This window comes from Njordella calcicola (genome assembly GCF_056494125.1).
In genome coordinates this window covers 4,012,013-4,030,028 of record NZ_CM151396.1, presented here as the reverse complement: position 1 = coordinate 4,030,028, position 18,016 = coordinate 4,012,013, and the positions used below count along the sequence as shown (strand labels likewise).

At 49.6% G+C, this 18,016-nt stretch carries 19 protein-coding genes; 1 reads left to right on the top strand and 18 read right to left on the bottom strand.

Annotation, left to right across the window (positions count from 1 at the left end; genetic code table 11):
• Window positions 1-87 precede the first annotated feature (87 nt).
• The 18 genes from SH302x_RS15685 to SH302x_RS15600 form a co-directional block, all read right to left on the bottom strand.
• Entirely contained in the window at window positions 88-1,719 is a 1,632-nt protein-coding gene (locus tag SH302x_RS15685; RefSeq protein WP_479363339.1) for a tetratricopeptide repeat protein, read from the bottom strand.
• Window positions 1,720-2,145: 426 nt separating this feature from the next.
• The gene (locus tag SH302x_RS15680) at window positions 2,146-3,888 is read right to left on the bottom strand and encodes a hypothetical protein (protein WP_479363338.1); all 1,743 of its coding nucleotides are present in this window, start codon (window positions 3,886-3,888) and stop codon (window positions 2,146-2,148) included.
• A 793-nt stretch (window positions 3,889-4,681) separates the two neighbouring features.
• Window positions 4,682-4,906 carry a hypothetical protein gene (locus SH302x_RS15675; protein ID WP_479363337.1) on the bottom strand — a complete coding sequence of 75 codons (225 nt, stop codon included), beginning with the start codon at window positions 4,904-4,906 and terminating at the stop codon, window positions 4,682-4,684.
• A gap of 1,764 nt (window positions 4,907-6,670) precedes the next feature.
• Window positions 6,671-7,165: a hypothetical protein gene (locus SH302x_RS15670; protein WP_479363336.1), complete on the bottom strand. Its 495-nt coding sequence runs from the start codon at window positions 7,163-7,165 to the stop codon at window positions 6,671-6,673.
• Window positions 7,166-7,305: 140 nt separating this feature from the next.
• Window positions 7,306-7,929: a hypothetical protein gene (locus SH302x_RS15665; protein WP_479363335.1), complete on the bottom strand. Its 624-nt coding sequence runs from the start codon at window positions 7,927-7,929 to the stop codon at window positions 7,306-7,308.
• A 606-nt stretch (window positions 7,930-8,535) separates the two neighbouring features.
• Window positions 8,536-9,216 carry an acyl carrier protein gene (locus SH302x_RS15660; RefSeq protein ID WP_479363334.1) on the bottom strand — a complete coding sequence of 227 codons (681 nt, stop codon included), beginning with the start codon at window positions 9,214-9,216 and terminating at the stop codon, window positions 8,536-8,538.
• 23 nt (window positions 9,217-9,239) lie between these two features.
• Window positions 9,240-9,902 carry a hypothetical protein gene (locus tag SH302x_RS15655; protein ID WP_479363333.1) on the bottom strand — a complete coding sequence of 221 codons (663 nt, stop codon included), beginning with the start codon at window positions 9,900-9,902 and terminating at the stop codon, window positions 9,240-9,242.
• 285 nt (window positions 9,903-10,187) lie between these two features.
• Window positions 10,188-10,676 (bottom strand): DinB family protein, encoded by a 489-nt coding sequence (locus tag SH302x_RS15650; RefSeq protein ID WP_479363332.1) that lies wholly within the window; start codon window positions 10,674-10,676, stop codon window positions 10,188-10,190.
• Between the two features lie 115 nt (window positions 10,677-10,791).
• The gene (locus SH302x_RS15645) at window positions 10,792-11,349 is read right to left on the bottom strand and encodes a hypothetical protein (protein WP_479363331.1); all 558 of its coding nucleotides are present in this window, start codon (window positions 11,347-11,349) and stop codon (window positions 10,792-10,794) included.
• 103 nt (window positions 11,350-11,452) lie between these two features.
• The gene (locus tag SH302x_RS15640; protein ID WP_479363330.1) at window positions 11,453-12,169 is read right to left on the bottom strand and encodes a hypothetical protein; all 717 of its coding nucleotides are present in this window, start codon (window positions 12,167-12,169) and stop codon (window positions 11,453-11,455) included.
• Between the two features lie 12 nt (window positions 12,170-12,181).
• A complete protein-coding gene (locus SH302x_RS15635; protein ID WP_479363329.1) occupies window positions 12,182-12,913 on the bottom strand; it encodes a cupredoxin domain-containing protein in 732 nt (243 codons plus the stop codon).
• Window positions 12,914-13,278: 365 nt separating this feature from the next.
• Window positions 13,279-14,016: a hypothetical protein gene (locus SH302x_RS15630; RefSeq protein WP_479363328.1), complete on the bottom strand. Its 738-nt coding sequence runs from the start codon at window positions 14,014-14,016 to the stop codon at window positions 13,279-13,281.
• A gap of 79 nt (window positions 14,017-14,095) precedes the next feature.
• Window positions 14,096-14,599 (bottom strand): hypothetical protein, encoded by a 504-nt coding sequence (locus SH302x_RS15625; RefSeq protein WP_479363327.1) that lies wholly within the window; start codon window positions 14,597-14,599, stop codon window positions 14,096-14,098.
• 24 nt (window positions 14,600-14,623) lie between these two features.
• Complete coding sequence (locus SH302x_RS15620; protein ID WP_479363326.1) at window positions 14,624-14,995, bottom strand: hypothetical protein; 372 nt, start codon at window positions 14,993-14,995, stop codon at window positions 14,624-14,626.
• Window positions 14,996-15,183: 188 nt separating this feature from the next.
• Entirely contained in the window at window positions 15,184-15,654 is a 471-nt protein-coding gene (locus SH302x_RS15615) for a hypothetical protein (protein ID WP_479363325.1), read from the bottom strand.
• Window positions 15,655-15,710: 56 nt separating this feature from the next.
• Window positions 15,711-16,196: a hypothetical protein gene (locus tag SH302x_RS15610; RefSeq protein WP_479363324.1), complete on the bottom strand. Its 486-nt coding sequence runs from the start codon at window positions 16,194-16,196 to the stop codon at window positions 15,711-15,713.
• Between the two features lie 24 nt (window positions 16,197-16,220).
• Complete coding sequence (locus tag SH302x_RS15605; protein ID WP_479363323.1) at window positions 16,221-16,520, bottom strand: hypothetical protein; 300 nt, start codon at window positions 16,518-16,520, stop codon at window positions 16,221-16,223.
• A 16-nt stretch (window positions 16,521-16,536) separates the two neighbouring features.
• Window positions 16,537-16,851, bottom strand: a complete 315-nt coding sequence (locus SH302x_RS15600) for a hypothetical protein (protein ID WP_479363322.1) — start codon at window positions 16,849-16,851, stop codon at window positions 16,537-16,539.
• Between the two features lie 373 nt (window positions 16,852-17,224).
• On the opposite strand from SH302x_RS15600, the gene mddA reads away from it, so the two are divergent.
• Window positions 17,225-18,007: a methanethiol S-methyltransferase gene (gene mddA / locus SH302x_RS15595; RefSeq protein WP_479363321.1), complete on the top strand. Its 783-nt coding sequence runs from the start codon at window positions 17,225-17,227 to the stop codon at window positions 18,005-18,007.
• Window positions 18,008-18,016 lie beyond the last annotated feature (9 nt).

Below are 18,016 nucleotides of genomic sequence, written 5' to 3'. Positions count from 1 at the left end.
GAGCGCCTGATACTTGTTCAGCACACGTAGCATCGTCTGCTGAACGATTCGACGCGTTGCCTGGTCTGGCTATTCTTGTATCGCATTTCATTGCCGTTGTTGCTGAGTTTTCTGCAAATGGGCCTCAAGCTGATCCGCAAACGCTTGGGGGCGTGGCTCAGGCAGAGTTCGAAGGAAGCCCAGCAGAGTACCTGCAATTCGTGAGTCGATCTCCGATGGTTTGACATGATCAAGATAGCGAGATTGATTGGTCAGCTTGTATAACGCGAGGTTACAGCAAGCGCCAAAGGTAGGATGATTGGCACCGACAAGCAATGCGTTCTTGGACTCCGGTGTATCGAACGCTGCCAATGCCAGAGCAGCGCGTGCTCGTGTTGATGCAGTGTCCTGTAGCCAACCCATGCCGCCGCCCGATGGTTTGGGTGCTGGTTCCTCGGGTGCAAAAATGCGGATGAGATGCGGGACGGCTCGGTCGTCTCCCAGTTCAGCCAGCGAGCCAGCGATGTTCATATCGAAGCCGAAATTCATCGTGTCCTGCGGCAGTAAATGAATTAGCCAATCGTATGCCAGCGGATGCTTTGCTCTGGCAAGGATCTGCATACTCTGCCGCGTGGTGCAATTGCTCGCGGACTCTCGTGCCAACGCAACGACAATATCAATGGTACTGTCTCCGCGGCGCTCAAGTTCTTGGAAAGCGAGCTCTTCAAGTTCATCGTGCGGATGATGCCAGCAAAGCGTCGCAAGAAGTTTGGAGGAGTCTTTTGAATCATCGCTAACCAACAGTTTAACGGACTCCGCGTCATGCAATCTTGCAACACGGGCTTCGTTCTCCGGGGAGTATTCCAAATCACAAAAGTTCGGTAGAGATCGGTAGAATTCAGCAATTCTTTCAGCTCGTTGAGCTTTATCGAGAACTCCTGCTGAATTACAAGCCTTCGCCAGATTGCGATGAAGCAATTCACTTTTTGGATTCGCGAGAATTGCATTTTCAAGGACTTCTATCGCCACGTCGTGCTTCAGGTTTCTGAGCAAACTGTTGGAGTACCCGATCGCGATACTGTCTCCAGCGGGGTTGAGTTCATGCAGCGACTTCCAAGCGGCGTCCGCTTCTTCGTGCTTACCAAGTATTTCAAGGATTGACACGACACCTAGCAAATTGTCTTCATCGTTTGGTTCAATTTTCAGAGCAAGCTGGAAAGCTTCGAGCGACTTTTCCAACAAGTCATTGCGACGCTTTACTTCTGATTCGCTTGGGCCAGAGCTCGGACGGTACTCAGTAAAGTTCCCGTGCCTGATCTGGTTCGGATCAACATTGGCTTGCGATTGCCGGAGAGATGCGATCAATTCATAAAGCGGCTTATCCGTCTTTTTACCGGTCATACTTTTCATCAGTTCATTGACGGCTGAATCGAAGTCGTCTTCCCATTCCAACACGAGAGCAAGGTCCATTCGAACCCGATAGTTCAGTGGATGTTTGCTCAAGTACTTGTTCAGCAAAGCCTTTGCTTCTACAGAGCGGCCTTCCACCATCAGCGCTTGCACCTCGGCACCGATCTTCCGCTCGTCGATGGAAAAGTATTCGGGTTCTTGATCGCCCTGAAACTCTGCTAGTGCATCATCATACAACTTGGAGTTTTCGCCTTCGGCAAACAAGAGATACGCGACGGCAAAAGAGACGCAGGAGAAGGCCAGGACGATTACAGTGGCATAGCGTTTCATGACAGTTTCCCTTTGAGAGGAGCGGGAGGAGAAGGAGTCCGGCAGGAAGCAAATGTGCAACCCGCTCTGCCATTATAGCGAATATTAATCGCATTTGTCTGATGAGCCAGTTGCAAAGTTCAATCTACCACAGCTTGAGTTTGGCTTCGATTCAGAATCTAGTAACGGCGAAGATTTGGAAATGTTAAACCCTCGGATGTAAATCACGCTTGCGAACGCCTTCGCGCTGCGTGTCAGCCAAGTTTGGTAAACACTTTTACGTGCGGTGATATTCGATGCACTGGTTTTCATGCGTAGATTAGAAATGTCTGCCTCAGCTTCGACCCATGATTTGCTCAGCGTTGAATGACTAAGTATGTTCGTAAAGCAAAACGGTTCTATCCATTTGATGTCGATTCTTAGACTAGTTTGCTTGTTGCCATTCTGTTAATCATTATCAAGCGAGTCGACTATTTGAGCAATTTCAAACTCTAGCACTGTGCGTTGCTCCTCCTCGTCCTCAAATGTGACGGACAGCGAGTTCTCGTCGACTTGTATATCTGCAATCGTGAATAGGTAGTCAGCCAGTGAGACCCACCCGTCCGGCCCACGCGAATAGTTCTGTGTGGGTGTGTACGCTGCTCCGTCAAACGGAAGAGATAGCAATAGCTGATTTCTAGTACCGGTTGCGAGGTTCTTTACATCAATCGGATATTTGAGCATTTGGGAGTCTTTCTTCTCAATGTAGCCACCTTCTGCGAGAAGAAACATGTGAAACTTGCGATAGTCGCGTGATATGTAATAGCTGCCCTGTCGAAGCCAAGCTTTTCGCTTAGGAGTCAGAAATGGGGAGCTCCAGTTGATCTTCGTGAATGTATCACTTGAAAATCTGTCCTCGGTTGGAAAGACCTCCAGAGTCGAGCCATCTGTACCGCTCCACACTAGCCGGTCCGAGAGCTTGTTGGCAACGTTGCGTGCTAGCAAGCGTGGAAGCGTTACCATACTGACCATACTTCCGTCACTCCCTAATTCATATACCACCGCGTTGGCAAGATAATTTCCCCATCTTTCACCTTCATCGCTCTGGGCAGTAACCACAAACAGTCGATAGTCTTTGCTTTTATCATTCATCTTTAGCGCGACGGGTCCAGCAAGAATCCAACCGGGCTGCGATTCGAACTTCGCGCGCGCATGTTGTACTCGTTCTTTTAGTTCTAGAAGATACTCTTTCCTGCTTTCACTTGCCTTGTCAAGCGAGTTTTCGGCATTTGCAAGTGGGCGGTTCAAGGTTTCGAAATCGTGATCCGCAACTCCATAACGTCCAAGATAGTAACTCCAAACACTTGGGCCAATGAAGCCGCGGCGGTACTCCCAGATTCTTGGAACTTGCCAAACAACTTTTCCTGTTAAGGCATCGATCGCTACTATATCTTCAATCGGCCCTGCATTAAAAATGATCTTTGAATCGATTTCGATAAGAGTCTGAGAAGAGATTCCGTCTAAAGCGGGGCCCCGCGAGCCCCACAAAAACGCATTCGGAGTTTCCAGCGTCCCAGCGGAATCGAAACGAACCGACCAGTCAACGGTGTTAGTAACTTTAGTAAGTTGGTACGACATCGGTTTCGGTCGAAACGCTTCTGTCTCTGCGTAGAGCATGGTCAGAAGGTAGATACTGTCTGACTTTGTAATCGCACCAACTAAGCGACACTTCCACTCGGATTCGGCCGTTTCCATTGGTATTTCAAGGTCGTCCAATTTTTCTCCGGACAACAAATCGCGCCGAAGTATTGTTACTGGACTATCCAAATATTCACTGCCGTAATCCGCGTCTCCAATCAGAAACAATTTGTCGGTTGATGACGCGAGATAGCGGAACTGTTCGATATTGGGAGCGATCTCTTTCCAGAGCAGCCTGAACGATGTGAAATCCACGACTTCCAAGCTGTTATCCTTAATTCTTACCAAACTTGAGCCAGCTCGCTTTTCAAATGGCCAACGGCTCCTTACGCGAAGGATGGGAAAAGTTGAAGAACCTACTTCGAGTCGAGCTTGCTCCCAAAGTGCTTTTGGTATTTTAGGTTCAGTGTCTTGTTCCTTTGCCTTCGCTGCATATTGCAGCATTCCCGCCAAAGCGACCGTCACCAGCAGTAATCGGCGTATTCCATATCGCGTCAAGGTGTGCTCTGACATCTCTATACTCATTCTCAATAGGAAATATCTGATACAAAATGTCCCGAAGTACGACGAGATTCTGCGAAAACTCCCGATTTACTCCGCCTGAAGGTTGGACAATTAACGCCACAGTCCGCTTTATTAAGCAATTCTAACATAGACGACGAATCGAAGATCGCTAGGCAGCGAACTTCACCATCCAATTGCAAGTCTAGTAACCGAAGAGTCCTTCCTACCATGGGATACTGCAGTAACCAATTTTCCGAGCGCTCCAGTGGTTGTCGACATTCCAGCAACTTTCTCACAAACCGCGAATATTGCCGATTATAGAACAACTCCGATTCCCTAAATAAGGATTTCAACGTCGGGGAGAGTGTTTCCCACAACACTTCGAAATTGTTCAACCCCAGCCATCGTTACGGCCGTTCCTCTCAGGTCAATTGTGAGCAAGTTCGTAAGTCTCTCGAGTAGTGGAAGGCCAACATCAGTAACGAGAGTATCGCGTAGGTCAAACAATTCGACAGCGGTTAGACTGCTGAAAGTCTTTAATGCCATGTCGGTGAGCTTTGTAGCAACGAAAGAAACAAACAAAAGCCGGGGGTGGCTTTCAAGAACGCCAACATCGGCGTCAGTGATGAGTGTGTGCGACATGGCAATCGACTGCAAATTCAATGACGTTTTCAATTGAGCCAGAAGTTGACCAGGAAAGCTGAACCTGTGAGCGGCGATACCCTGCAGTGAAGGTAACCGTGAAAGGATTAAGATATCACCTACATTCATTGTAAGCGTCCACCACAACCAGTTGTTGGGGTTAGTTGGATTGGCCCTGGGTTTGCTGGCGCTTGAGTTTGGCGGAGATGATCCTGCGGGCTCGCGTTATCTGCTTGCGGTCCGATTTATAGCGGCTTTCCTCTGCCCGGTACTGGCGAATCGCTTCGGGATGCTCCTGCTTCCATACGTCCGGCAAAAGCTTTTCGTATTGAGTCTCGCCTGCTAGTACGCGATGCAAAATATCCTTCAAGTACTGCCAGATCATTCGCCTTTTTTTCACCGCGAGAGAAAAGAGAACCGCGAGAGGATGAATGAACAACTATTTTGAAGGCAACTCTGGCGAAACTCCCAACTCTTGCGGTGTATTCCTAGCATCTGAGTTCCCGTTCATTCGATTTTTTTCGCACCGCCAACCACTGCTGGCAAAGACAAACGCATTCTGTATCCGCCATGCTCCAAGCGTCATTGCCCCGACTGCGGTTGGCTCAAGCTTAAAAATTGCTCGATACGATCCAGTCCTGGGAGCTGGATACCAAGTACTATCACGTCGTCTTTACTGCGCCACACGAACTGACCGAGCTATTCGGAGGAGGGCGAATGCAAATGCATTAGGCACCTGTCAGAGCTGCGAAGCAGCGGCATTGGGAAAGCGAAGCTGGGCCTTGTGCCGAGTCTTCGCAATAGGATTGGTGCGCTAAGAGCAAACGCCTCACACTTACCGATCATTTTTGGTTGGCCGCTGAGCGGCCAACCGGAAAAGGGGTGGGGGTTGGCACGAGGCTTAGCACACCAATCCTGTTGCGACGCGTTGGGGCAAGCCCAACGGTCGCTCAGAGCTCGCGATCTCCGAACGTTGTGCCTTGGTCTCTTGTCTTTCTAATGCTCCCGGCTTATCCGGGAGATCGTTACGTTTCTAGCTACATGCTTACGACCAAACAAACTCTTTAACGCTAATGCTCCTGGCTTGCCCAGGAGATCGTTACGCTTCTAGCTAGAGGTCGTTACTGCACAGCGAGAAGCCGAACAATCCACCGGGCAAGCCGGTGGAATTCCCGATATGGCGGGCTCTTTGCTGTAGCGAGAAACCCAACCATCCACTGGACAAGCCAGTGGGATTCGGCTCGCGCTGTGGTGCAAGCATCGAAGCGAAGCTGGGCCTTGTGCCCAGACTTCGCAATTGGATTGGTGTGCTAACTGCAAACGCCTTTCCCCTACCTCTCATTTCCGGTTGGCCGCTGTGCGGCCAACCGGAAATGGGGCGGGGGTTGGCACGAGGCTTAGCACACCAATCCTGTTGCGACGCGTTGGGGCAAGCCCAACGGTCGCTCAGAGCTCGCGATCTCCGAACGTTGTGCCTTGGTCTCTTGTCTTTCTAATGCTCCCGGCTTGTCCGGGAGATCGTTACGTTTCTAGCTACATGCTTACGACCAAACAAACTCTTTACCACTAATGCTCCTGGCTTGCCCAGGAGATCGTTCCGTTTCTTGCTAAAGTCGTTACTGCACAGCGAGAAGCCGAACAATCCACCGGGCGAGCCGGTGGAATTCCGTAGGCTATGGCGGCCACTGTCGTGTAGCGAGAAACCTAATGATCCACTGGACAAGCCAGTGGGATTCGGTTCGCGCTGTGGTGCAAGCATCGAAGCGAAGCTGGGCCTTGTGCCCAGACTTCGCAATTGGATTGGTGTGCTAACTGCAAACGCCTTTCCCGTACCTCTCATTTTTGGTTGGCCGCTGAGCGGCCAACCGGAAAAGGGGCGGGGGTTGGCACGGGGCGTAGCTCACCAATCCTGTTACGACGCGCTGGGGCAAGCCCAACGGTCGCCCGGAACTGGCGATCTCAGACCGATGTGCCTTGGTCTTCTGTCTTTCAAATGCTCCCGGAACCTGGGGACACAGCATCCCGGAAATGGGGACACGGGGACACAGCACGAGGTTGACGGCAGGAAGCAAATGTGCAACCCGCTCTGCCATTATAGCGAATATTAAATCTATTCGCTGGAGTTGGCATAGCTTAGGTGGATCGCAATTCACATCAGGAAAGAGAACAGGTAGGCTAGTTCCTCCATGAACTTGGGAGTAAAGCCAAGGACAAACAATCCTGCAATTGCGATAAAAACAAGCGTGATCCGAAATCTTGAATGGAGTTCCTCCGGGAAAATCATATAGGCCACGCTGATTTCCGGAATTCCGTGTTGATAGTAGATGATGCGATCCTCGTACCGCTGCAGGTTCTGAATGACTTCGATTTCACTAAGTTGGAGTGCGATAATTCGGTGCCCGAAGTATGGCTTAATGCCAGAATACTCCTGGCCAAAAACGCTGTAATTGTAGTTGCACGTTACCTCAAACTTTGGATCGCCGTCATGCCGAATCAGTTGAACTTTCGTCTCTTTGCTTTTGGCAGTCGCGGCCATCCAGGTTGTAGATTCAAAAGATTTTCTTTCCCGCCATATGCATGATGCGACATAGATAAGAACTATCTCCATCGCAAATACTACAGGCAAGACGACTAGAATTCCCATGGTACGATTAGCTACTCACACAAAGGGAATTGAATGATCGACCTAGCCGCTTGTCGATTGTACAGAAGTGGAACGAATGAAACCAACTAGCTTTTCATCAGACCGAGCGCATCGTACAACTGGTCTGTAGCAATTCGATCTTAATGTTGCGGATGAGGGAGTTGGGATCGAAACAACGCGAATAGCAATTTCGCGTTTTCATCGTTTGCGAATCCGTACCACGTGTAAGTATACCGCTCCTTTTCCCGATCGTATTGTGGGAGGTAGAAGTTCTGGCAATCTAAGCCGACGCTGGTCTCGAACAGCAAATCGTCGCCACGGTACATTCGGAATCCATAGCTCGGATGATGGCAAAATGCACCGCCAAGACTGTCAAAGGTAAGCGATTGCCAAGCTGTCCGCAACGTGTCGCAGGCTTCGCCTTCGATCGTCGTGCGCGCGTGAACGTCGGCGTGCACGCCATAGGGATGCACCGGAAATGTACTGTCGGTAGCTTGCCGCTTGGCTTTCTCGACATCGAATGGGTTCGGCAATGAGATAGCGTACAATTCAACACGATCAAATCGAGGAAGCGAGTCAGTGTGGGCCAGCAACAGCATGCGAGCCTCAGGTGTGTCCCCATCCGGGTGCGTGGGCTGCCAGGGAGTACTGTCGTCAATCGCGTCTGTTGGTTCAAATGGATTTTCGATCAGTGTCATGTCTTGAGCGAGTGCAGTAGTGACTGCGAGAACCAAGCATGCGAGACTGAACAGCAAGCGATTCATAGTATGAACTATCTGGATTGGGTTGGCCGAGCAGGGTGGGGGTGTCAATGAGCCTTTGTAGTTTACTGATCTGGTGCGCCTTCAGCTAACCATGCCAGAAACCCTCCGATTGCAAACGCCAAGAGGGTAATGATGATCGAGTCTGCACACGAGACCGATTCGAAGCGATTCCTCCCGCGTTGTTTCAGTGGTACGAAAATCGAGTGCACTAATGCCAGCAGTCCCAATCCGGTACAGACAGTGAGTTTCAGCGTTCCGGGCCAAGTTTGGTAAAGTAGGTAATGACCACTCCAGGCGATACCGCACAGAAGGAACCCGAAAAATCGTAGCAAGAAAAAGTAGATATTGGGACTTTCCTCGTACGCTGTGTGGCTGGGTCCAGAGTGGTCTGGAGGCCAATCATCAAATACTCTTGCGACATTCCTTGGAGGCTTTGGTGGATTGCCCGCTGACGCAGTCTTTGTCGTTGCCGGATCATCCTCAGTCTCAACTTGTATCGTCATTGCCAATCGCGCGTTCAGTAAGCACCCATTCGTCGATGGTCTTGCGAACGGAACATGCAATTTCTAAACCGCTACACAGAAAACATCCTGAAAGATGTCCGTTCTACCCTGCTCCAAGGTCTTCGACAAATCGTGTTTGTGCACGCAGTGTTTTAATGTCGACACTGAACTGGCGAGCGACAATTGGGAGAACCTCGCTCAGTACTAAATCCCTCGTGGTTAGTTCCGTCTTCTTGGTCGCTATTACTGTCTCTACCGATGATCGAACTAAATCACCAACGGTCTTAAAACTCTTCGGTATTTCGGATCTGTATCGACTTATGCAGGAGTACACAATGATCGAGAGCAGCGAACTGACTGAGATGGAAAGCACCAACATCTCCAACGGCAAATAGAGCAACGGAATTGTGTATAGCAAAAGAATCAGCGCAAGCATCGAGTAGTAAACGCTCTGTTTCAACTCAAGACCGGGAAATCGCCAAGATTGTTTCGCTTGAATTGAATCCCAGCAAGGCTTTCGAGACGCGAGTGGGATCAGTTCACTTAGTTGAGTGCTGGGACGTATTCGTAGCTGGTGATTACCAAGTGATTCACGGATGACCGAGCGTACTTCGTAGAATGCTCGCATGGTTGGACATTGAACGGTTGACCTGGCGAGAATTCGCGTCAGTATCACGTCGGCTAGATCACCAATGGTTCGGATGCTTTGGCTATCCTCATCGCGCAGGAGGACTCCGAAATGATCCTCGATATCCATCACTAATTCGACAGTGTCTAGTCCCATAGCGTTTGAGCTACGTGCGGCGTTCAGCGGGGTTGCGCAAGCCGCGTTGTCTTCGGGATCGGCCCCGCCGCCGCCCCCTGGGTATGAGCGGGTCTTATGCGATGTTGAGACGCAATTTGCGGACTCAGCAACTCTTCAACATATTCGACCATTCGCATGTTCATAGACTTCGCCAAAAAGCCTTGGAATTGCTCTGAATCGTCGAATGCGGTATCCATTGGCAATCTACACTCGTACGAACTCAACACCCAATTCAAGGCTGCAAGGACGTCAGGTGATTGCAGGTTTGCTTCGATGAAGTCGAGCGTGGCTACTCTAAGGGGATATTCGGTCGCATGGCATACGACATCAGCATAACATGCGATCTCAAGTAATTCGATCACTCGGCTCCCATCGAGTGTAACGGCAGCGGCATCCTCGGTCCATTGTCGACGGAAACTATCGAATTCGGTTGGATAGTTGGCACGCATTAGGTCAAGCTTAGTGTCAGGTGACTCCCTCAGCGTTTCGTAACGCGTTTGCGCAGTTTCCGTGGCGTTCGCTGGTGGCTCGTCCAAGTGCTCGACGGCCATCGGCTTGCTGCAACCACTCAACAGGAGAAACAACGCGGCTAATGCCAGCAGTTTTCTTACTTTGTAGTCCTGTGCTTTCAATTGCTGAGTACCCTCTCTATCAACATGGCGCATGATTTCAAAGTCCGGAAAGTTACATCGCTGCACAGAATAGAATGCCACGATTAATGGTAGGCTTAGGTAGGACGATGGGCTTCATCAACGAAACGTATTGCTACGGTTGTAGAAGTTTAGTTTTGGCTCACGGCCGATTTGTATTCAATGCTTAATCGAGCGAAAACGCATCTTGCCTGGCATACCCAAAAGAATTAATAAACCATTTCACCTTCCATGGGGCGATGCATTCTTGGTGCAAAATCGATAGAAGGGCTTTGCCAATAAAACTACTGCCCTTCGCACCTACTCTTCATAAATCGAGGGAAACTGGAGACCAGCCATCCGCAGATAAGCGGAAAGTATTCCACGATGATGCGCGGCGTGACCGAAAACCCATTTCCGAAGGCATGCCACTTTGCTCATCGTGAACAGCGTCTGCCCTCCCATCTTCAGTGACCACGGTTCATGCAGCACGGAATCCGCGACGCCTTGTAGTGATGCAATCCCTGCTTTGCCATGAGCATCCAGCAGATCCAACAGTTGGCTCGACTGCGTCACGGTCGGCGCGACATATGGCTGCTCACCGATCGGCGCGATATCCCATTCATTTTGTCCGACAATGCCCGGAATCCAGCCGAAGATTTCCACCACATGAGTCGCATTCCAGGCGATCGAATGGGGAGCTCCTTGTGGCGTCCATTCCAATTTGTCATCGGGAATCCTTGCTAACAAACGGCGTGTCATAGCCAGTTCATCAGGCAGCTCATCCGACATTAATTCCGAGATCAACATACGCGTATCCTTGTGTGAAATGCTTGATACAATTTATTATGCACCCTGAAACCTTGTTGTTGCAAATCGAAAATTTGCTGCCGACATAGTTGCACGCGAAAATCACTATCGGAGTTCATGGCGAGTTTCGGCGCAAACGGTCAAACCGCATTCGAAGTTCTCTCTTTGCCTCTTTGTCTTGCCGCATCTCTTCATCTGTCGGCGTTAGGTCTGACTCAGCTACTCCAACCAACTTCAGGACGGCATTTAGACGTGATGCTTCCCATTCTAATCGCTGGTCGCATAATGCCGGATCAGTCATTTCTGGCAGGTCGCTATCAACCGTCCAGAAGAGTATCGATGGCAAATAGGGCTTTCCTTCATGATCGACAAGGACAAGCATACCGCAGTTTGGATTCAGTTCGAAGTACAATGCTCTGTCCAGCAAGCCATCGATTTCGTTAGCTTTTATGCCTTCGGGCGAGATCAGAAACTGTGCACCCAACGGTCGAACGAGTGTAGATGTGTCAAAGGGAGTTGGTGTTCCGAACCGCGCAAGCAGTTGAGCTTTTGAATGGATTCCGTGCAAGAGCTTCTGTTCTAATCTAGTAAGCATAACTTTTCGTTTGGCGATGTCTTCGCGGATCTCGCAGGCTGCACGCGCTTCAAGCGTATCGTGCTCGGTTTGAATCATTACATGAATTGCTCCCTGCGCATTGAAAGCCAACGCCAAAGAGAATGTCAAAGCGAGGAAGTGTTTTTGGAGAGTTGCAGATGTTAACCTGAGCAACCAGTTCTTAGTCGGCTGGGACAACGAGTACGTTGGCATCTCCGGCTTTTCCTGTTAGAAGTGCTGTATCGTACGGAATGGAAATATGCTTTTCTTTGAGGTTTTGTTTCGGTTTATTCGTCGACAATTTTTCAATCGCTACCAAGATCTTTGTTCCCGTGTCCAGTATCTCGAGAGAAGAAGTCAGAACAGGGCGCGTGATTTTAGCATCCAGGTTAGCGCCTAGTGAAATGGCTGAATCGCCAACAATCAGACGGCCGATTGGCTCGTAAGGCGGACCTTCGATGTCTGTCGCTTTTAAGAAGAGAACTAAAGTGCTTCCGGAGTTTTTCCAAGGTAGCAGCGTTTGCCGGGCGACCGCCTCATCGACTGTAAACTCCAAGTGGCTCGCTGGATTTCCCTTCAAACGGTCAATAACGCTAATGCGAACTTTAGCCTTGTGGCTAGCTGGTAGCGCCGGAGCATTCTCTTCAAGCAGAATTTTATCGAAGTGGATACCGTCGATTTTCGCCAGTACAATTGCGTCCGCTGCGCCTGTAAGCCATTCGATGCTATACGTTTTAGACCCCAGTTGTGCGGTAACCGGTTTGGATGTCAACAATAATGTTACCGCCAACGTGAAACAATAGAGCAAGCTACGCATGAGTTGGGCAGTGGAAAAGCAGTGGAAAAGATCTCTTGGCTTTTGGTCAGAGCTGACTTTGCGACATTGAAAGTTCAACATGATTGCCTTTCGTTAGTCGCCTTCGCGATCTGCTTGTAGTTCATTTCTGTTAACAAAAGTAGAGCTCGGTACCAAGATATTGCCGAGGTCGTTTTCGCCAGCAACCAGCGTGGTAACAAAACGGTTACTTGACCAATCTCGAACGCCACCCTCCATTTTTACTTTATCGAACCTACCTGCTTCATGAAAGACGCGAAACGTGAGGGAAGTGTCGGCTGGCAAGTCTTCTATCGTCAAGTTGCCCTCTTGATCCGAAGCTGCGACGAAGGGATGATCCAGAACCACGATATAGGCGGTCATATTTGGGTGGATATTACAGTCGACAGGGGTCGGAGCCCGCTCGGGGTTTGTGAATGGAATTGTGGTTCGCACCTCTGACGGAATCACGTTACCCAAGCGGTTGTTTACAAAAAAACCAAAATTCGGGCTGTGTATCGGTCCCAGGTCGATAAGTTCGATGGAATCACCCGCTCTGATAATCATGACATGAGGTGTGAAGCGTCCGTTATGCATGGTTAGTCGTCGCACCTGATTGTTGACGGGAGGCAATTTAAGGTCAAATCCCAAACGCCGCCTTTCTAAGTAAACGATAACGTTTTTTATTCCGGCAGATTGCGGGTCAACCAGTAGTCGTTCGTCGATGACGGGCACACCGCGCGAGCCAATATTGATTTGTTTCAAAGGCGGCGGTTCCCCATCTATGACGAAACGTATCTTAAGCGTCGCAGTTTCAACGGCAGCCATGGATGGCAATAGAATCAAAAGACTACACGCGATGAGTGTCGGATTCATAAACTGTCAACTCCGTACATAAGTAAATAGTTCGGTCGATCATAATCGATGCGTTATTGTTCCAAGATCAGTCACAGTCAACTGAATGCTCTTTTTAAGACACCCCTTCTCCGAGTCGTTGTAATTAACGGCACATCGGAGGTTACCCGTCCACCGTTTGCTTTTCGTCCTCGCTGGCGGAGCATTATTGAATGGATCGGAACCGACTAACGATGATTTGCATTGATTTGAACAGCTACGCTAGATCGACAAAAATAGCCAGCAACTGCATGCCATCAGCTTCGTCGATTTGTTCGTTAATCTGGATTTGATCAATTTTACCATTCGTGATCACGTGTCGTTCCCTCTTGCCAAAGTGCGGGCCGGGCGACCTTGATATCGTCAACCGTGCTTCTTTCTGACCAAGAGAGTATGAGTGTGTATGGCGGGTCGGTATCTATGTCGTAGTGCCACTGCAAAGTGGGGATGTAGTCAGGGCAATCAATGAGCTCAATTACCTCGTCTGCCTTCATTCCTTTCCTAATCCTTGTTACATTCGCTTCACGGGTGCCGGGGATTGGTTTCCGCACATGCTCGGCCTCGAACTTGGTGCATGGAAAGGAACCCGGCCTTTCACCGAGACGCCGAAGTGCTAAGTGGACGTTTTGACGGGTCGTGTAGGTGGAAAACCTTAGCGGATTGAGTTGACCAATGGGTAACTCGCCAAAACCCCCTGTTGTCGAACGCCCTATGTACGCACTGTCCTCAAGTTGCCGTAACTCCGGAACAACTTCCTGCACCTTCAACACGCCCGCAAGATATACGGCGGTTGATATTTCGTAACGAGTGGGAAAGTCTTCTGACTCTATTTCCTTGCGAGCTTGCCAATTTTTAAGCACCTTCACTACATACTCCGTTTCTGCATTTAGCGTGGCTTCTGCAATCCTCGATGTTGGAACTTTGGTTTTACCGGTAGTTAACTCAACGATTATATGTCTGCCCCACCATGGGCGAATGATGAAATACTCTATCGAATCGGTCGTAACGAAGTACCAATGTGACCTTTGTTCCCACATTGGACCTGCCGTTGAATGTGTGACGTATTTGTCGTACTCGTCGAGAGTTAGGCATTCCGTAAGGATGTAGCACTCATTGTCAGACAGCTCTTAACACGGCATTGCGATTGGCAAGCAGTACTGCAGGAATCGTCAACGCGATCACACCGAATGGAACAAGGGGCAGGCCTAAGATATACGCGATGCTGAGAGCCGTAAAAATGCGAAAGCGTTTATGGCTGACGGCATTTCCACTTCTAATACCCAATGCAGCGTTCACGATCCCGAACAGGCAAGCGTTAGTGATAAGCGCCATCCAATCTGCTAACCAAGCCATGGAAGCTAACAAAACAGCAACGATCGCAAGAATTACGACGTACATCCATTTCTGTTTTCTATCGATTTCGGTCGTGGAAACAACGCCACCAAGGAAACAAATAAGTGCAAAAACCGTCGCGCATAAGACAGAAACAAGATCCGCGGGTGTTGCGAGCATGGCTCCAAAAGCGGCGGTAGGCAGCCAAATCCAAATATAAAGCAAGCTGTTGGACTGCGCAGGCGACGAGGTCGTAGCTTCAGCACTTGGTGTTTTGTATGGGTTCATAAATCGAGGAGGCTTTCTAATGCACTAGCCTGCTCTAACCGACAAGACCTCATCAATCATGATTTCGATCGAAGTTCCCTTGGCAAGCGCGAATGCGGCTGGCAGTAGCGTGAGTATATTGCCAAACAGGATCTTCGCGTCTTGATCCACATGCTCCACTTCGAGGTCTATGAGCCCACTTTCGATGCTGGGTTGCGGGCCTTTGCTGGTTGAAAAAAATGCGCGAATCGTGATCGTGTCATCAATCTTGATATCGGCGATGTCAATATCAGGAAACTTGGGAAAAGCATTGGGGTAGAAGCCATTGCACAAGGCATGTTTTCGACTGAAGATATGGTACCCGTCTTCAGTCAGGTCTGTGAAGAATGCTTGGTGATCACTACTATTGAATTCCATCGTAACTCGCATTTCCCAAGGTCGTTTCTAATTCAGCTTTGCCGTTGTTGAAAATTCTGCCAAGATCGCGCTAGGCAATAGTGGGAGGATACGTGAATAGACAGGGTAGTCAACCGACATTCCAGGAATCAAGTAGATTGGCGCATGAGCAGGTTCCGCATAAGCCCGTATAGGTGTTGCGTAATCCACTACCGTTGGTCCTCCTTCGGTCGTCGCGACCTGCGGATACAATAGCATATGAGCATCAGGCTGATGGCGTACAGCGACCATACAGCAGAAACGCCCTGCATGAGCAGCACCGGAGACCCAGGGGCGGGGAACCAATTGCTTACCTGGAACACGTTGAATTTCCAAATTGAAAACATGAATGCTGCTGGGTACAGCAAGCACATCACGGCCGTCAACGGAAACCGTCGGAACGAACTGGATGTCAACAGAAGTCCATTATTCGCAATGAAAATTGCCACGATATCGACTAGTACAAAGCCAGTCCAAAAGCCCATCACCAACGGCACAAAGAACTGAAAGAGTCCCAATCCACTCACCACTCTCCTGGTACGCGTGGCTAGTTCTTGCGGAATAAGTGTTTCGACCGTCTCTGAGTCATCGATTAGAGTATGAGTTGGTGGTTCGTAAGGCCCTGGAAGCGGTTGATTCATACACTGTTTTTCAAAGACGTTCATGTGAATTCAAGCGAGCGACTGCACCAAGTCCGTCAGTCGCGATTTGGCAGGTGTGAATTCTTGATCTGCGTGCTGATTTCACTGATTGTGTAGATTGTTTGAAGAACAGCATCATAGCGATGGTTGATTTCGTAGCGTATGCTCGGGACGCAAACTTGAGTAACGCGTCCATCTTCATCAAAGTCAATCACTAGGTCATCGTCCATGTAACTAAACAAGCGGATGTTAAACGGCAGTGAATTCAACCGAAAAACTGGGTCGATCCAAAATATGCTCTCTAGATTCACTCGTGTCCCATAGCACCACTGCCGAGGATGTCTACCAATCGCGAGAAATGTCAAGCCAGGATGGGCCTCGTATTCCGCCAGTGGGATTCCTAAAACTGCCGCTACATCGGTTTCAAATTTTCCAACTTCGAGTTCGGAGGCAGATTCCACCGTTCTTGCAAGGTGTTGACGCTCGATGTCGCCCGCCACTGCGAGAAACGCAATCCAAAAATGAGCAATCAAGTTTTTCATCCTTATGTTTTGAAGTAACTCGGATCAGCCAGCCAAAAGTTCGAACACGGAACGCTCGACGCCAAAATATCCCGTGAGTATGGCTGCAAATGCGAGAACGATGAAAACGACCGTAACAAAATTGAGTAGCTCAGGTTTCAATGGCCTACTCATTACGACAAACATGGTGATCGGAAGCAGAAGCACGCCAGCAAACCAACTCAGCGCTAGTAGCAAAGCTAACTCTTGCGGATGCTTTGGGGCGAATACGAAGTATCCAAGATTCGGAAGGCCCGCGAGAATTAGCAAGGTAATCACAAGTAATACTAAGCTTGTTTGCTTCATGACTTGCGTATGTAAGTTACGAATCCCGAGTCGACATAAATATACAAGCGATCGCGCCGATGAGACTACCGAACAGTCCGCAGAGTAGGCCACCGAACGTCATCATGACAAACGCTCCCAGCGCGACCATCCCACAGGCAGTTTCTCCGGGAGGAAGTGACGCTTCAAAGACTGCTTCTCGATGAAGACCATAAGCACCGTATGCGACTGGGACAACCGCAGCGATCACAAAACCTGTTAATGCCCATCGAAATTTGGAATGTTGAACCGGGCCAGTTGTGACTTCAAGCCTTTCTGATTGCGGATTTGAGTAGGGGTTGAGTTCACTCATCTGACGGGAGAAAGTCTGCGCGGACTTCGTTCCTGTGGGTGACGCAGGAGTTCACTTGAGCTACCAGGCTTTGGTCGTTTTGACTTCGCACATGTCGGTGCATGCTGCTCATGTTGCTGCAGCATGAAGTGGGTTTGGGGCTGGCGATTCGGATCCGCGACCCGACTTCATTTTAGTAGTCCAGGGCATCAGCGTGGGCGAACCGCACCGGTACGCGAGCAAATTTTTTGGGATTATCAAAGCGAGAAAAATTCCGCGACACGTTTTGAGTGATTCTCCGCTGTTGTCTGTGAAGTTCCATTCATCATCATTTTCGAGCAGCGGACCGAGAGGCTTCCGCTGAGACCCATCCTGTGCAGAAGGCGGAGTTAAGATGAAACGTTTACTGATATTGGTTTATGGATTACTGAGTTATGTGGTTTTCCTGGCTGTTTTTGTTTACAGCATCGGTTTTGTAGGAGGCTTTCTCACTCCAACCAGTCTCGACGCGGCGGTAAAAGTTCCTCAACCATCCACCATTGTTCAGGCAGTGTTTGTGAACTTGGGGCTGGTAGCTCTGTTTGGTTTGCAGCACAGTGTCATGGCGCGTCCCGTGTTTAAGCGATGGTTCACTAGGTGGGTACCCGAACCCATGGAGCGTAGCACTTACGTGCTGGCGACTAGCCTTGCACTGGGAATGTTATTCTGGCAATGGCGGCCGATTGGTGGAGTCGTGTGGTATGCCGAAGTCGAGTGGGTAAGGATCGTGCTTTGGCTTACTTTTGCAGTGGGCTGGCTTACCGTGTTGGTAACCACTTGTTTGATCAATCATTTCGATTTGTTTGGACTGCGGCAAGTATGGCTATGCTTTCGACAACGACGTTACACACCGCTTGCGTTTAAGACGCCTGGTCTCTATCGCTGGGTGCGGCATCCACTGTATGTCGGTTGGTTGTTGGCCTTTTGGGCGACCCCTACAATGACGGTGGCTCACTTGTTGTTTTCGTCGACTTTAACGATCTATATTCTGATGGCGATTCGATTGGAGGAGCGTGATCTCCTTGCCTTCCATCAAGCTTATGCTGATTATCGACAACGAGTGCCAATGCTGCTGCCTCGTTGGCCGGCGCGGAAAAAGCATCTCGCGGAAGCTGTCACTAGAACATGTTCTGAATGAAGGCGCGAT

Bases quoted from the DNA above. Each gene is read 5' to 3' on its own strand.
- SH302x_RS15685 (WP_479363339.1), bottom strand. From the start codon at position 1,719: ATGAAACGCTATGCCACTGTAATCGTCCTGGCCTTCTCCTGCGTCTCT.
- SH302x_RS15680 (WP_479363338.1), bottom strand. From the start codon at position 3,888: ATGTCAGAGCACACCTTGACGCGATATGGAATACGCCGATTACTGCTG.
- SH302x_RS15675 (WP_479363337.1), bottom strand. From the start codon at position 4,906: ATGATCTGGCAGTACTTGAAGGATATTTTGCATCGCGTACTAGCAGGC.
- SH302x_RS15670 (WP_479363336.1), bottom strand. From the start codon at position 7,165: ATGGGAATTCTAGTCGTCTTGCCTGTAGTATTTGCGATGGAGATAGTT.
- SH302x_RS15665 (WP_479363335.1), bottom strand. From the start codon at position 7,929: ATGAATCGCTTGCTGTTCAGTCTCGCATGCTTGGTTCTCGCAGTCACT.
- SH302x_RS15660 (WP_479363334.1), bottom strand. From the start codon at position 9,216: ATGGGACTAGACACTGTCGAATTAGTGATGGATATCGAGGATCATTTC.
- SH302x_RS15655 (WP_479363333.1), bottom strand. From the start codon at position 9,902: ATGCGCCATGTTGATAGAGAGGGTACTCAGCAATTGAAAGCACAGGAC.
- SH302x_RS15650 (WP_479363332.1), bottom strand. From the start codon at position 10,676: ATGTTGATCTCGGAATTAATGTCGGATGAGCTGCCTGATGAACTGGCT.
- SH302x_RS15645 (WP_479363331.1), bottom strand. From the start codon at position 11,349: ATGATTCAAACCGAGCACGATACGCTTGAAGCGCGTGCAGCCTGCGAG.
- SH302x_RS15640 (WP_479363330.1), bottom strand. From the start codon at position 12,169: ATGTTGAACTTTCAATGTCGCAAAGTCAGCTCTGACCAAAAGCCAAGA.
- SH302x_RS15635 (WP_479363329.1), bottom strand. From the start codon at position 12,913: ATGGCTGCCGTTGAAACTGCGACGCTTAAGATACGTTTCGTCATAGAT.
- SH302x_RS15630 (WP_479363328.1), bottom strand. From the start codon at position 14,016: ATGTGGGAACAAAGGTCACATTGGTACTTCGTTACGACCGATTCGATA.
- SH302x_RS15625 (WP_479363327.1), bottom strand. From the start codon at position 14,599: ATGAACCCATACAAAACACCAAGTGCTGAAGCTACGACCTCGTCGCCT.
- SH302x_RS15620 (WP_479363326.1), bottom strand. From the start codon at position 14,995: ATGGAATTCAATAGTAGTGATCACCAAGCATTCTTCACAGACCTGACT.
- SH302x_RS15615 (WP_479363325.1), bottom strand. From the start codon at position 15,654: ATGAATCAACCGCTTCCAGGGCCTTACGAACCACCAACTCATACTCTA.
- SH302x_RS15610 (WP_479363324.1), bottom strand. From the start codon at position 16,196: ATGAAAAACTTGATTGCTCATTTTTGGATTGCGTTTCTCGCAGTGGCG.
- SH302x_RS15605 (WP_479363323.1), bottom strand. From the start codon at position 16,520: ATGAAGCAAACAAGCTTAGTATTACTTGTGATTACCTTGCTAATTCTC.
- SH302x_RS15600 (WP_479363322.1), bottom strand. From the start codon at position 16,851: ATGAGTGAACTCAACCCCTACTCAAATCCGCAATCAGAAAGGCTTGAA.
- mddA (WP_479363321.1), top strand. From the start codon at position 17,225: ATGAAACGTTTACTGATATTGGTTTATGGATTACTGAGTTATGTGGTT.